The sequence below is a fragment of the Pseudomonas sp. GW821-FHT11D10 genome, from assembly GCF_058808435.1.
This window is the reverse complement of the sequence record NZ_JBXARR010000001.1, coordinates 464,132-477,437: the sequence shown is the minus strand read 5'-3', so window position 1 is coordinate 477,437 and position 13,306 is coordinate 464,132. Positions and strand designations below refer to the sequence as shown.

The 13,306-nt window shown below is 60.1% G+C and carries 11 protein-coding genes; 9 read left to right on the top strand and 2 right to left on the bottom strand.

What is annotated here, in order from left to right:
• From tssH to AC1RT4_RS02295, 7 genes are all read left to right on the top strand, one after another.
• Window positions 1–2,541, top strand: coding sequence for a type VI secretion system ATPase TssH (gene tssH / locus AC1RT4_RS02325; protein ID WP_493083268.1), 2,541 nt, complete (start codon window positions 1–3; stop codon window positions 2,539–2,541).
• 77 nt (window positions 2,542–2,618) lie between these two features.
• Entirely contained in the window at window positions 2,619–4,115 is a 1,497-nt protein-coding gene (locus AC1RT4_RS02320; protein ID WP_493083266.1) for a hypothetical protein, read from the top strand.
• Window positions 4,116–4,224: 109 nt separating this feature from the next.
• A complete protein-coding gene (locus tag AC1RT4_RS02315; RefSeq protein WP_493083264.1) occupies window positions 4,225–5,436 on the top strand; it encodes an SGNH/GDSL hydrolase family protein in 1,212 nt (403 codons plus the stop codon).
• Window positions 5,437–5,568: 132 nt separating this feature from the next.
• Window positions 5,569–6,540 carry a hypothetical protein gene (locus tag AC1RT4_RS02310; protein ID WP_493083262.1) on the top strand — a complete coding sequence of 324 codons (972 nt, stop codon included), beginning with the start codon at window positions 5,569–5,571 and terminating at the stop codon, window positions 6,538–6,540.
• Between the two features lie 32 nt (window positions 6,541–6,572).
• A complete protein-coding gene (locus AC1RT4_RS02305) occupies window positions 6,573–7,523 on the top strand; it encodes a hypothetical protein (RefSeq protein WP_493083260.1) in 951 nt (316 codons plus the stop codon).
• A 75-nt stretch (window positions 7,524–7,598) separates the two neighbouring features.
• Window positions 7,599–9,608, top strand: a complete 2,010-nt coding sequence (locus AC1RT4_RS02300; RefSeq protein WP_493083258.1) for a type VI secretion system Vgr family protein — start codon at window positions 7,599–7,601, stop codon at window positions 9,606–9,608.
• A 12-nt stretch (window positions 9,609–9,620) separates the two neighbouring features.
• Entirely contained in the window at window positions 9,621–10,163 is a 543-nt protein-coding gene (locus AC1RT4_RS02295; RefSeq protein WP_493083256.1) for a toxin-antitoxin system YwqK family antitoxin, read from the top strand.
• A 1-nt stretch (window position 10,164) separates the two neighbouring features.
• Here AC1RT4_RS02295 and AC1RT4_RS02290 read toward each other — a convergent pair whose 3' ends face one another.
• Window positions 10,165–10,560, bottom strand: a complete 396-nt coding sequence (locus AC1RT4_RS02290; RefSeq protein ID WP_007958887.1) for a DUF4280 domain-containing protein — start codon at window positions 10,558–10,560, stop codon at window positions 10,165–10,167.
• Window positions 10,561–10,750: 190 nt separating this feature from the next.
• On the opposite strand from AC1RT4_RS02290, the gene AC1RT4_RS02285 reads away from it, so the two are divergent.
• Entirely contained in the window at window positions 10,751–11,818 is a 1,068-nt protein-coding gene (locus tag AC1RT4_RS02285) for a phosphotransferase family protein (RefSeq protein WP_127798534.1), read from the top strand.
• Window positions 11,819–11,856: 38 nt separating this feature from the next.
• Window positions 11,857–12,624, top strand: a complete 768-nt coding sequence (locus tag AC1RT4_RS02280; protein WP_085687598.1) for an SDR family oxidoreductase — start codon at window positions 11,857–11,859, stop codon at window positions 12,622–12,624.
• A 45-nt stretch (window positions 12,625–12,669) separates the two neighbouring features.
• Here the strand turns inward: AC1RT4_RS02280 and AC1RT4_RS02275 are convergent, their stop codons facing one another.
• Entirely contained in the window at window positions 12,670–13,266 is a 597-nt protein-coding gene (locus AC1RT4_RS02275) for a trimeric intracellular cation channel family protein (protein ID WP_235375874.1), read from the bottom strand.
• Window positions 13,267–13,306: the final 40 nt, after the last annotated feature.

Sequence of the window (13,306 nt, the reverse complement as noted above, 5' to 3'; positions counted from 1 at the left end):
ATGGAACTGGCCAGCCTGATCGGACGCCTCAACCCGGACAACCGCCGCGCCCTCGAACGCGCCGCGCAACGGTGCTTGCAGCGCGGGCATCACTTTGTCGAGATCGAGCATTTGTTGCTGGAGTTGCTGGATATCGAGGGCGGCGATTTTGCCTTTCTGTTGCCGCGCTTCGGGCTGGAACGGGATGCGCTGACGGCGGAGATCAACAAGGCGCTGGACCTGTTCAAGGCCGGCAGCACGCGCACACCAGCGTTGTCTTCGCATACCTTGGGATTGCTGGAAGACGCCGTGGTGCAGGCCAGTGTGCTGGGCATCGACAGCATTCGTTCCGGGCTGCTTTTATTGGCGTTGATCGACCGTGACGAGCGTCGCAGCCTGTTGCTCAACAGTGCCTCGTCACTGCTGCGCATTCCAAAAGAAGCGCTGCGTGCAAACCTGCTGGAGTGGACGGAAAACTCCCGCGAGCATGTTGGCCCGCGCTCCGTGTCTTCGGGGAGTCCAACGCCACGGCAAGACTCGGTGCTCGATCAATACACCCAGGATCTGACCGCCGACGCCCATGCCGGGCGCATCGACCCGATCGTCGGTCGCGATGGCGAAATCCGCCAGTGCATCGACATTCTTCTGAGGCGTCGGCAGAACAACCCGATTCTGGTCGGTGCACCCGGAGTCGGCAAAACCGCCGTGGTCGAAGGCCTGGCGCTGCGCATCGCCGCCGGGGACGTGCCGCCGTCGTTGCAGGAAGTCAGTTTGCGGGTGCTCGATCTCGGACTGTTGCAGGCCGGGGCCGGGGTCAAAGGCGAATTCGAGCAGCGACTCAAAGGGGTGATCGACGCGGTTCGCAGCGCCGACAAGCCGATCATCCTGTTCATCGACGAGGCCCACACCTTGATCGGCGCTGGCGGTGCCGAAGGTGGCAGCGATGCGGCCAACCTGCTCAAACCCGCGCTGGCCCGAGGTGAATTGCGCACGTTGGCCGCCACGACCTGGATGGAATACAAAAAATATTTCGAGAAAGATCCGGCCCTCGCCCGCCGCTTTCAGCTGGTGCAGGTGGAAGAACCGGATGAAATCACCGCCGTGGAAATGCTCCGTGGCGTCGCCGCCAAACTCGAACAGCACCACGGCGTGCAGGTTCTGGATGCGGCAATCCACGAAGCGGTGAAACTCTCGCATCGCTATATCTCTGGCCGCCAGTTGCCGGACAAAGCCATCAGCGTGCTCGACACCGCCTGCGCCCGGGTCGCCCTCGGCCAGCATGATGTACCGCCTCCGCTGGAGAGCCTGCGCCACCGTCAGCAAAGCCTCAAAGAAGAAGTTGAACGCCTGCGCCGGGAACAGGCCACGGGGCTCGATCACCGCGAGCGCATCACCCTGCTGGAAAGCGAATCGAAGACCAACGTCCAGGCCATCCGCGAACTGGAAACCCGCTGGGGCGAAGAGCGCGTCGCCGTGCGCGAACTGCTCGATACCCGCCGCGAATTGCTCGACCTCAGTGAACGCGCCGACAGCGACAAACCCGACGAAGCCACCGACAGTCGCATCGATCATCTGGCCGCCGAACTGCTGCGCCTGGAAGCCGGGCTCGATGCGATTCGCCAGGACGACCCGCTTGTGCCCGAACAGGTCGACGGCAAAACCGTCGCCGCCGTGATCGCCGGCTGGACCGGCATCCCCGTCGGCAAAATGCTCGCCGACGAAGCCCACGCCGTGCGCACGCTCGGCACACGCATGGGCCAGCGCGTGATGGGTCAGAGCACTGCGCTCAACACCATCGCGCAACGCTTGCAGGCCTACCGAGCCGGGCTGACCGATCCGCAAAAACCGGTCGGCGTGTTTCTGCTGGTCGGCCCCACGGGCGTCGGTAAAACCGAAACCGCGTATGCGCTGGCCGACGCCTTGTACGGCGGCGAGCGCAACCTGATCAGCATCAATCTCTCGGAGTATCAGGAAGCCCATACCGTCAGCCAGCTCAAAGGCGCGCCGCCCGGCTATGTCGGTTATGGCAGCGGCGGCGTACTGACCGAGGCCGTGCGGCGCAAACCGTATTCGGTGGTGTTGCTGGATGAAATCGAGAAGGCGCATCCGGATGTGCTGGAAGCGTTTTACAACGTGTTCGACAAGGGCTTGATGGAAGACGGCACCGGGTTGGTGGTCGACTTCAAGAACACTGTGATGCTCGCCACCAGCAATGTCGGCGCTGAGTTGCTGCTCGATACACCGACTGCACAACTTGGCTCGGAAGCCTTCAACGAAACGCTGCACAAAGTCCTCCTGCAAGCCTTCCGCCCGGCGTTTCTGGCGCGCATGACGGTGGTCGCGTATCGACCGCTGGATGAGCAGACGCTGGAAGGGATTGTGCTGGCGAAACTGGAGAAATTGCGTGGCCGCTACAAGGCAGCGACCGGCAAGCAGTTCGAATTTGATTCGGGAATCGTCAAAGCCGTGCTCGCCAAATGCAGCGCAGCAGGCGCGCGGGATGTCGAGAACGTGTTGATGACGCAGGTGACAGGGAAATTGGCGGAGTGGGTGTTGGAGTAACGCCCCGCGTCCGCAGCAAGCGCACGAAAACCGTGATGAAAGGAAGGCGTTCTTCCAAAACTGACAAGGATAATGTCATGAAAAAAAGCCTGAAATACCCGATGAGTCTGCTGGGCGCCTGTATCGCAATACCGTTGTCCGCCCAGGCGGACACTCGACATTCTGAAGACGAGCTGGTGGGCAAGGTATCCTTCCTGACCTCCACCGTCGAAAAGCTCAATGACGCGAACCTGCAGATCGACCCCTTTCTGACCTCGGCCATTTCCCCGCCGCCGGACTACGAGGGGCCGCTGTTCACGCTCAGCCATGATTATCCGACCCAGTTACCGGCCGGCACTTCCTTCCCGTGGAGCAAGACCACCGGCAACGGCAAGATCACCCAGGCCAACGCCGGTGCCTACGTTCAGGCACTCAAAGACTACGTCTCGCCTGACATGCGCAAGATCGTCTACGACTACGCGAACTGGAACTACAAGGGCAGTGGCTGGTACGACTCGATCTGGCTGGGCATAGAACGTGAGCCCATTCGTGGCGTGTATGTCGGGTCAGGCTTTCCCGCCGGCACGCTGACGGATCAGACCCTGCCCGTGACCACGTATGTGCTGACGCTGTACGACACCCGCGCGGCGAAAACCCTTGGCGATATCTGGGGCAAAACCCCTGAACGCGCGATGAATCCGGTGCTGGAAACGAACACCACGCAGTTTGCCGAAGGCAGCGTCATCATCAAGTTCGCGATGGTCAGTGCTTGTGGCAGCGATTGGGCCCCCATGGAAGGCGCCGCCCAGTGGGAAATCTACGCACCGGTAAACACCAGCAATGGCAGCGCGCTGAATAAAACCCAATGCGTCGGCAAAGACTTCAAGGGCACCACCACTCAACCGGCGATGACCAAAGTGTCGCTGATGCAGTTCGACATCATCGTCAAGGACAGCGTCGCGTCCCCGCAAACCGGTTGGGTGTTTTCGACGCTGGTCTACGACAAGAACGCGCCGGGTAAAGACGCCTGGGACAAGATGATCCCGCTGGGCGCCACCTGGGGTGGCAACCCGGACGTCATCAACACCGCGCCCACCGCGCTGACGCCGCCGGTCACGATCAATCAGAAACTCAGCGAAAACTGGGTCAATCCCAAATCGCCAGCCTATTCGGTCTCCACCCTGGGATGGGACGGTCGCTTGTCCGGCCCGAATGACGGCGCCGTCGTAACCCCGGCCTGGACCGGTTCGCACTACTTCCCGGCCGGACTGGCCAGTGCCGGATGCCTGGGCTGCCACAGCAGCGCCCAATATCCGATGACCGCTTTCCTGCTGCCCACCTCCAGCTACCCACCGCAAACCATCGATCCGCCACTTTCGGGCAGTGACCCTGACGCGGCCCTGGTCATGGCCGAACCCGGCTCGAAACTCTGGATGAGCTGGTTCCAGAGCCGCGACGGCAAGACCCCGATGGGGCCGGACACCGCACAAGGTGCGAAACCGGTGGCGCTGGATTACGACATGGTGACCGCGTTCAAGGCGATTCCGATGTGGCAGCAGGCCAAGGCGGCTGAGGCCAAAAATGCTCGGAGGTAACTGAGTCAAAGGGGGTGGATTTGTTTTTGCCGTTCGCCAAACAAATAGATCTGTCCCCTTTTCTTTTTTTCTCTTTTCATAAGGACATCAGGATTCGGGAGCGCTTTCCATGAAAATCAATTCGGTCATCGTCTTCGGAGACAGCCTGTCAGACATCGGGAAGAAGTGGCTGACCAAAAGCGGCAAGCTCGCCAGAGCCACCAATCAAATGTACGTCAGCCCCTCCGGGCGATTCAGCGATTGCCGAAACTGGACCGATTTCATGATCGAGGAAGCGACCGGGTCAGAGATGATTTTCGAGTCGGAGAAGTCGACCGTCGAGTTCAGCGCCAGATTCACATCGCTGAGCAAGAGCAGTCACTTCGATGGCACTGACTCGTTTTACTACGCAAACTATGCCGAAGGTGGCGCCTGCGGTGATACGCCGGCCAGCAAGGGGCCGTTCCTCGGAACGTTCAAGGATCAGGTTGATGCATTCAGCAAGGATTGCAGCGCCGTCAATGAACCGCTGGGCAGAATGCTCTTCATCATCTGGTTCGGTGCCAACGATCTCTACACTGCAGGCTGCACGGCCACCCAGATGGCAACCGTGGCACAGGAAGTCGCGACCGTGCAACGCAATCGGCTGGCGGAACTGGCGCAGCGATATGGCAAATCGTCCGCCTTCATTTTCGTCAATCTCGCCCGACCGTTGACCTCCGTGCGCTACACCATGCGCCTGAAAAAGGCCGAGAAGAAACTTCGTGATCTGGCCAACCCCAACGTCATTGAGCTGCAGGACATGTCAGGTCGTTTCCAGGGCAGCATGGAGAAGGCCGACTCGGCTCTGGATTACGATCTTTACGTGAACCCTGGAAAGAAGCGGTCAAGCGCCTACGAGCAGCTCGCCAAGCAAATCCATGAAATCAAGGAACTTGAAAAAGGCGTGATCATCTTCAACGCCAGGCTTGCAGAACTTGCTACCCAGCAAAACGACCGGGTTACCGAGATCGATACGTGCCTGAGCGAGGAAGCCATTTCACAACTCGTCGAGAGCAACAGCCGCCTGGTGTGGGGGGCTGCGCCGAGCCGGTCAACACACGTCAGCTCATCGAGCCATGACCAGTCCAGTTCCTCGTCAAGCTATACCACCACAATCGATGAGGTTCATCCGACCGATCAGGTCTATAAATTGATCTGGCTTGAAATCAAAAAGGAAATCACCAAGGCCGGTTATACGTTCGGAGACGGTCACAGCATGGTCGCGTCGTCCAGCAGTCCGGCACAGTCCAATACGAACGCTCCCGTCACGGAAATTGAAATGACCGACTTCAATCTTTGATCATCGGTGCCGCAGTGGCGTTGTGACAGATGAAAAAGGATCAACCTTCGGTTCGCTGACTGCCCGGGCAGCAGCCTGCATTCGTTTTCAAAGGCAAATCTTGATTGATCAATGACAGAAGGCAACGCACGCATGGAGCTGAGCAATCAATACGATCTGGCCAAGATCTCGATCATCCTGGGATCGCTCGCCAGCGGGCAAGACTGGGCTCCTCACGCCTACGTCGCGTCAAAGGCTTTCGACATTCAGGAGATTCAGTGCGCGTTCTTCCAGGGGGAAGAACGGCTTTTCATAGCGGCGAACCCTGGCGAGCATGGTGGTGTCCTCAAGATGCTGAACAGTTGCGGTGTCACCAATCTCAGCAGTTTGATCCAGCTCCTGTACAAGGCACACAAGATTTTCAGCGCCTCGGCCCTGATATTGAATCAACTGGGCATCCAGTACTTCTATTCGGCTCAAGACAAGGATGGCTACCGCGACATCCACGCTGTCAATGCGTCGTTCAATCCTTCACCGCTGACCGGGGAGCAGTGCACAAAGATCAAAAAGATCATCGACCTGGACGCCAGTCTGCCGAAAGACATCGAAGCCTCCCACGCCTGGCTCTACAAGAAACTGGCAGGAAAAGGCATTGACCCCAAGAAGATCAAAACGACGACCGGGAGCCTTCACCTTGTCACTTCGCTAGCCAGTATCGGTACGCAGACAGTGAACGTGATCGAAAATGACGAGGAGAACGTACACGCCGAATTGGCACTTCTGAAGTTTTTCACGAAAGGTCTGGTTGAAGGCCAGTTCCCAAAGACAAGAATCTACCTGGGCGGAAAAAAGGCCGCATGTGAGAACTGCCAGAAGTGGATTGATAACTACAAGAAAATACTGGCGAATGGTGCCTCTCTCCATACCCCGGAAGACGCCCGCCCGGCGACCTCCGCGACCAAGTCCACCTGTCCGTCTGCATTCGAACCCCCTCTCGTCGCGCCACCACTGTCAAAAGTCGACATCACCAACGCACGGTTCGGGCTGTTGTTTGGCGGCACCCGAGTGGACGCAGTGACATGGCCGGCACCGGTTGCTGCCGTAGCCGCAGACGTTGAGGTGTAAGGGAACTTGCCAGCATCGCGGGAGAGAAAGCCATGCCGCTTCGCATCATGATGTGGAATGCCCAGCATTTCGATAATCAGGGAGACAACCCTTCGGTTGCCTACCAGGACAAACTGGCGTTCCTGAGACACTGCCTTACGCAGCGCAGCGTGGATATTCTGGCCTTGTTCGAGACAGGCAAGACCGGCGCACTCAACGAGAAACTGGTGACTGAGTTGTCCAATGCCTATTCACTGATTGCGGGCTCTCTACAAGAGGACGGCAAGAAGAAGACCACCACGCTGGGTACGCTGGTCTTTGTGCGCAATGAGCTGGCCGGTCAGTTTCAGAAGGTCTCGGAATACGTGCTCTCTCCCACCGAACAGCGCTCCGCCATCCTCATTCGGCACAAAGGAACCGGCTACGGGTTTGCCTTTTATCATGCCAACTCCTCTTACCTGGCATCAAAGAACATCCTCGATACGGTCGGTTTCATCGTCCAGAACCTGTCCATGCTAAAACTCAGCACACTGAAATTCTTTGGTGGTGATCTGAACTACGACGCGGCCAATGCCTACGAAGAGATCAAGACCCCGATACTAGGCTCCCGCAACGCTGACAACCCATACAGCAAGCGCTACGTCGTCGCAGAACATGTGCTGACCAAAGTGGTACCCGAAGGGCCCGGCTATACCCATGCCAGTATCCGGTCAGCTCACAGGATCATCCCGCCGACGCCGGAACAAACTGCCTTTGAACTGTCGGAGTTGAGTCAAGGCAGACGACCTCGGCAAATCATCAGGTTAAGAAGAATATGGATCGCGACTGTCAGGACGCTCGACTACGCGTTTGTCGAAGATGCTGCGCAATGGACGGCCGAATGCAGTGCCTCTGTCGACCGTCGCGCCGTAGATGTCGAGAGAAATACCGGGCCGGTTCGAATGGCGTTCGGCGCAGTCATGCGCAGTGACCATTTTCCGGTGTTCTATACACATGATGCTTGAGCGTTTGATCGGCCGGCGCATGCAGCGTCTTCGGCGCCTCTCACCCTTGTCCGTTGATGAACCGAGGAGCCGTTGATGCCCCGCTCGACCGACAGCAACACCACCCTCTCCCTCACCGCCGCTTCGCTGTCGGCGCTTTACCCTGAGTCGCTGTCCGGCGACGAAGCGCTCAACACGTTGGGCGCGCAAATCCTCAATGGCCTCAACGACGAAGCCTCGCTCACCCTGACCAGTGCCATCGCCAGCCACGTCACCACCACCCTGCACAACGACGCCCAGCTCCGTCCCTTCGACGCACTGGTTGCCGAGATCCGCCAGCTCCCCGCCGACGCCACCGCCGAGCGTTATCAGCTGGTTCTAAGGCCATGGCTCTGGTGGCTGACCCTGGCGAGCAACAACCGGGTGTTCCAGAACCTCGCCACTTCGGACATTGTCACCACGATCTTCAAAGCCCACGGTTTCACCGATTTCAAACTCTCGCTCACCGGCAGTTACACGCCCCGCGAGTACTGCGTGCAGTACGGCGAGACCGATTTCGCCTTCGTCTCGCGGTTGCTGGAAGAGGAAGGCATCTTCTGGTTTTTCACCCACGAGGACGGCAAGCACACGCTGGTGCTGGGCGACAGCAACGACGCCTTCGTGCAGATCCCCAACGGCCCGAAGATCAAGTATCTGGGTCAGAAAATGGGTGAGCGTGAGCTGCATGGCATCCGCTCAGGTCAGGTGTGCCTGCAAGCCGTGGCCGGCGTGTACAAGGCGACAGATTACGAGTTCACCACCCCGACCACTTCACTCTATGGCCAGGCCGAAGCCGTGGCCGGGCCGCGTTCGATCTATGAGCATCCCGGCGGTTACAACGCCAAGGCTCGGGGCGATGCGTTGACCAAACAACGCGTTGACGGGCTGCGCAGCGAGGAGAAACGCTTCGTCGGCGAGAGCGACTGTCGCTGGCTGATCCCGGGACACTGGTTCACCCTCGACGGCCACGAAGACGCAAGCCTGAACATCGATTGGGTCGTCACGCGGGTGACCCACGACGCCAGTCATGAAAGCTATCGCAATCGCTTCGAAGCGATCCCAAAGGCCACACCATTTCGTCCGCAACGCCTCACGCCCAAACCGCGCATGCATCCGCAAACCGCCATCGTCGTTGGCAAGTCCGGCGAGGAAATCTGGACCGACGAATACGGCCGGATCAAGTTGCAGTTCCCTTGGGATCGCGACGGCAAGAATGACGAAACCAGTTCCTGCTGGGTCCGCGTGGTGCTGCCGTGGAGCGGCAAGGGTTTCGGCATGCAGTTCGTGCCGCGCATCGGTCAGGAAGTCATCGTGACCTTCATCGACGGTGATCCGGATCGGCCGCTGGTCACCGGTTGCGTGTACAACGGCGACAATGCCCTGCCCTATGCCTTGCCCGCCAACCAGACCCAGTCGGGGATCAAGACTCAATCTTCGAAGGGTGGCGGCGGTTTCAACGAGCTGCGTTTCGAGGACAAGAAGGATGCCGAAGAGGTGTTCCTGCAAGCGCAGAAAGATCTGAAGATCAACGTGCTCAACGACACCACCGCCACCGTCGGCCACGATGAAACCCTCATGGTGCAGAACGCGCGCACCCGCACGGTCAAGGACGGCGACGAAACCGTGACGCTGGAGAAAGGCAAACGCAGCGTGACGATCCAGACCGGCAGCGACAGCCTCGATGTGAAGGACAGCCGCACCGTGAAGGTCGGCGCCGACCAGAACCACAGCACCGGCGGCAACTACACCGACAAGGTCACCGGCGATTACAGCCTGACGGTGGACGGCAACCTGACGATCAAGGTCAGCGGCACCCTCACGCTGCAAAGCGGCGGCAGTTTCACGATCAAGAGCGGCGCGGATCTGGCCACTTCGGCCAGCACCTCGATCACCCAGAAGGCCGGCACTGCCATGACCAATCAGGCCGGCACCTCGCTGGACAACAAGGCCGGAACGACACTGACCAACGACGCCGGCATCAGCCTGACCAACAAGGGCGCGGCCTCACAGACCGTGGACGGCGGCGGCATGCTGACCATCAAGGGCGGACTGGTGCAAGTCAACTGACAAGGAGAAGCCATGGCGATCACACCGCTGGATCTGCAGCAGGATGACAAACGCCTCAAGGGGCGATTGCAGGACGGCCAGCTCGACGGCCCGTTGAACATCAAGGATGACGGGCGTAAACAGGCGGACCTGAATTACAGCCAGGGCGAATTGCAGGGCACGTCCCTGCTCTATCACCCCAATGGCAAGGTCTCGGCGCAGATGCCGTTCGTGCGTGACAAGCTGCAAGGCATCGCCAGTTTCTATGCGCCCGAGGGCTGGTTGCAGCGCAGGGCCACCTACCGGCGCGGGCTGTTGCATGGCGAGGCGTTCAATTACTTTCCCGACGGACAAGTGGCGGAGGCCGAGTTCTATCGCGATGGCGTGCGTGAGGGGCGTTATCAGCGCTTTCATCCCAACGGCAAACCGGCGGTGGATGCGCGTTATCTGAACGGGCAGTTGATGGAGCCGGAGCAAGGATTTGCCGTGGACGGGCGACCGCTGGATGCCGATGGCAAACCGATTTCCCGGGTGCGCTGGTGGTTTCGCAAGTGGACAGATCCGGCGCAGGCCTGACTCAGGGAATCAACATCTGCATCTGCCCCGGCATCACGATCTTGATCACCCCCGCCCAGTTGCACATCAACGTGCTGTTGGCATCGATCGCCGGCATCCCGCCCAGCAGCAGGGTCGGCGCACCGCCGGGGATCCACGGCGTGGCGGTCGCCGGAATGCACGGCATCGGCGTCAGTACGCCCAATGCCGCAGCCGTGGCGGCGGCGACCATCGGGTTGGCCATGCTCATGCACATGCCAAACGTGGTGACGTTGACCAGCGGAATATGATCCATGATGTTCGCCGCCGGCATCCCGCCGGTCAGCGTGCGGTTGACCGGCAATACGTTGAGCACCGCCGGCGCGGCGCCGAAACTGCATTGCAGGGTGGCGCTGGCACAGACTTGCGGGCAGCCCATTTCAAAGCTCCTTCGTGAACAAGGCATACGCGCTAAACCTTAGTCGCCAGCGGCCCGCCGCGCACATTCCCAAAGGTGATTATCGTCCAACACGCTAACCTATAAGACCGAACCGCGCTTGTGACGACCCGAGCGCGCCATTAGATTAGCCAATGATGTCTGGCCTCCAAAATAAGCAGAAGGGATAAGCATGGCGCTTACTGACCAGTCCACCCGTATCCGCTCTGGCGAAGAACTCGATGCCAGCCTGATCGATCCGTACCTCAAGGCGCACATTCCGGGCCTGACCGGCACGCCGCAGATCAGCCAGTTTCCCGGCGGCGCGTCGAACCTGACCTACCTGCTGGAATACCCGGACCAGGAATTCGTCCTGCGCCGTCCACCGTTCGGCCACAAGGCCAAGTCCGCCCACGACATGGGCCGCGAATTCCGCATCCTCAACCAGTTGCGCGACGGCTTCCCGTATTGCCCGAAAGCCTACGTGCACTGCACCGACGATTCGGTGATCGGCGCCGAGTTCTACGTGATGGAACGGGTCAAGGGGATCATCCTGCGCTCGGACCTGCCGCCGGAGCTGGGCCTGGATTCAGCGAAGACCGAAGCCCTGTGCAAGAGCTTCATCGATCGTTTCGTCGAGCTGCACCGGGTCGATTACAACGCCTGCGGCCTCGGCGACCTCGGCAAGCCTGAAGGCTACGTCGCCCGCCAGATCAAAGGCTGGAGCGAGCGCTACGAAAAAGCCCTGACCCCGGACGCACCGCACTGGGAAAAGGTCAAAGCTTGGCTCAACGACAAGATGCCGGCCGATCACCCGACCTCCAGCATCGTCCACAACGACTACCGCTTCGACAACGTCATCCTCGACCCGAACAACCCGATGCAGATCATCGGCGTGCTCGACTGGGAACTGACCACCCTCGGCGATCCATTGATGGACCTGGGCAACACCCTCGCCTACTGGATCCAGGCCGACGACCCGGCACCGGTGCAACTGATGCGCCGCCAGCCAAGTCACGCCCCGGGCATGCTGACCCGCCGCGAATTCGTCGACTACTACGCCGAGCGCTCGGGCATCCAGATCGACAACTTCGACTTCTACTACACCTACGGCCTGTTCCGCCTGGCCGGCATCGTGCAGCAGATCTACTACCGCTTCTTTCATGGCCAGACCCAGGACAAACGCTTCGCGCAATTCATTCACATGAACAAACTGCTGGAGCAGATGAGCCTGCAGGTCATTGCCAAATCAAGCCTCTGATGACGGCGTTATAACAAGGCTTACTACAAGGGAATCCCATGTCCAAGACTCAGTTGTTCGACCTCGACGGCAAGATCGCTTTCGTCTCCGGCGCCAGCCGCGGCATCGGTGAAGCCATCGCCAAACTGCTGGCCCAGCAAGGCGCCCATGTGATCGTTTCGAGCCGCAAACTCGAAGGCTGCCAGCACGTGGCCGACGCCATCATCGCCGCCGGCGGCAAGGCCACAGCGGTCGCCTGCCACATCGGCGAAATGGAACAGATCAGCCAGGTCTTCGCCGGGATCAAGGAACAGTTCGGGCGCCTGGACATCCTGGTCAACAATGCCGCGACCAACCCGCAATTCTGCAACGTACTGGACACCGACCTCGGCGCCTTCCAGAAAACCGTCGACGTGAACATCCGCGGCTACTTCTTCATGTCGGTGGAAGCCGGCAAGCTGATGCGCGAGAACGGCGGCGGCAGCATCATCAACGTGGCGTCGATCAACGGCATTTCGCCAGGCATCTTCCAGGGCATCTACTCGGTGACCAAAGCCGCGGTGATCAACATGACCAAAGTCTTCGCCAAGGAATGCGCGCAATTCGGCATCCGCTGCAACGCCCTGCTGCCAGGCCTGACCGACACCAAATTCGCCTCGGCCCTGGTGAAGAACGACGCGATCCTGAAACAGGCCCTGACGCAGATCCCGCTCAAACGCGTAGCCGACCCGAGCGAAATGGCCGGCGCCGTGCTGTACCTGGCGAGCGATGCGTCGAGCTACACCACCGGCGTGTCGCTGAACGTGGACGGTGGTTTCCTGTCCTGATCCGCTTCTGACGCAAAACAAAAGGCAGCCCAAGGGCTGCCTTTTTCATGCCTCCAGCACCTTCGGCAACTGCCAGCCAAAATGCACCGACAACAACCGCAACAACAAACACGCCGCCCCGGCCAGCAACGCAGCCGCCACCGGCGGCACACCCAGCCTGCGCCCGACGATCAACACCGCCGCCCCGACAAACGCCGAACTGGCATACAAATCCGCCTGCAACACCACCGGCACCCGCGCCAGCACAATGTCACGCAGCACCCCGCCACCAACCCCGGTAATCGTGCCCATCAGCATGGCCACAAACGGCGAGATCCCGAAATTCAACGCCTTCTGCGCCCCGGCCACGGCAAACAACGCCAACCCCGCCGCATCCAGCACGATCAGCGTCGAACCGGACCAGCCCAGCACCAGTTCATGAAAAACAAACGCCACCCCGCCCATGGCAAACGCCAGCGCCGGATAGCGCCAGTCCGCCACAGCCTTGGGCGGCGTCGCACCGATCAACAGATCACGCGTCACCCCGCCACCGAGCGCGACGATGAACGCAATCACCATCACCCCGAGCAGATCAAGCTGACTGCGCATCGCCGCAATCGCGCCTTCAACCGCAAACACCGCCGTGCCGACCAGATCGGCCACCAGCACAATCCACTCGACCCGCGCCCTCACAGGCGTCCGG

What these genes read in the sequence shown, in the direction of transcription:
- AC1RT4_RS02290 (WP_007958887.1), bottom strand. Translation starts at nt 10,560, where the DNA reads ATGGGCTGCCCGCAAGTCTGTGCCAGCGCCACCCTGCAATGCAGTTTC.
- AC1RT4_RS02295 (WP_493083256.1), top strand. Translation starts at nt 9,621, where the DNA reads ATGGCGATCACACCGCTGGATCTGCAGCAGGATGACAAACGCCTCAAG.
- AC1RT4_RS02280 (WP_085687598.1), top strand. Translation starts at nt 11,857, where the DNA reads ATGTCCAAGACTCAGTTGTTCGACCTCGACGGCAAGATCGCTTTCGTC.
- tssH (WP_493083268.1), top strand. Translation starts at nt 1, where the DNA reads ATGGAACTGGCCAGCCTGATCGGACGCCTCAACCCGGACAACCGCCGC.
- AC1RT4_RS02285 (WP_127798534.1), top strand. Translation starts at nt 10,751, where the DNA reads ATGGCGCTTACTGACCAGTCCACCCGTATCCGCTCTGGCGAAGAACTC.
- AC1RT4_RS02300 (WP_493083258.1), top strand. Translation starts at nt 7,599, where the DNA reads ATGCCCCGCTCGACCGACAGCAACACCACCCTCTCCCTCACCGCCGCT.
- AC1RT4_RS02315 (WP_493083264.1), top strand. Translation starts at nt 4,225, where the DNA reads ATGAAAATCAATTCGGTCATCGTCTTCGGAGACAGCCTGTCAGACATC.
- AC1RT4_RS02310 (WP_493083262.1), top strand. Translation starts at nt 5,569, where the DNA reads ATGGAGCTGAGCAATCAATACGATCTGGCCAAGATCTCGATCATCCTG.
- AC1RT4_RS02320 (WP_493083266.1), top strand. Translation starts at nt 2,619, where the DNA reads ATGAAAAAAAGCCTGAAATACCCGATGAGTCTGCTGGGCGCCTGTATC.
- AC1RT4_RS02305 (WP_493083260.1), top strand. Translation starts at nt 6,573, where the DNA reads ATGCCGCTTCGCATCATGATGTGGAATGCCCAGCATTTCGATAATCAG.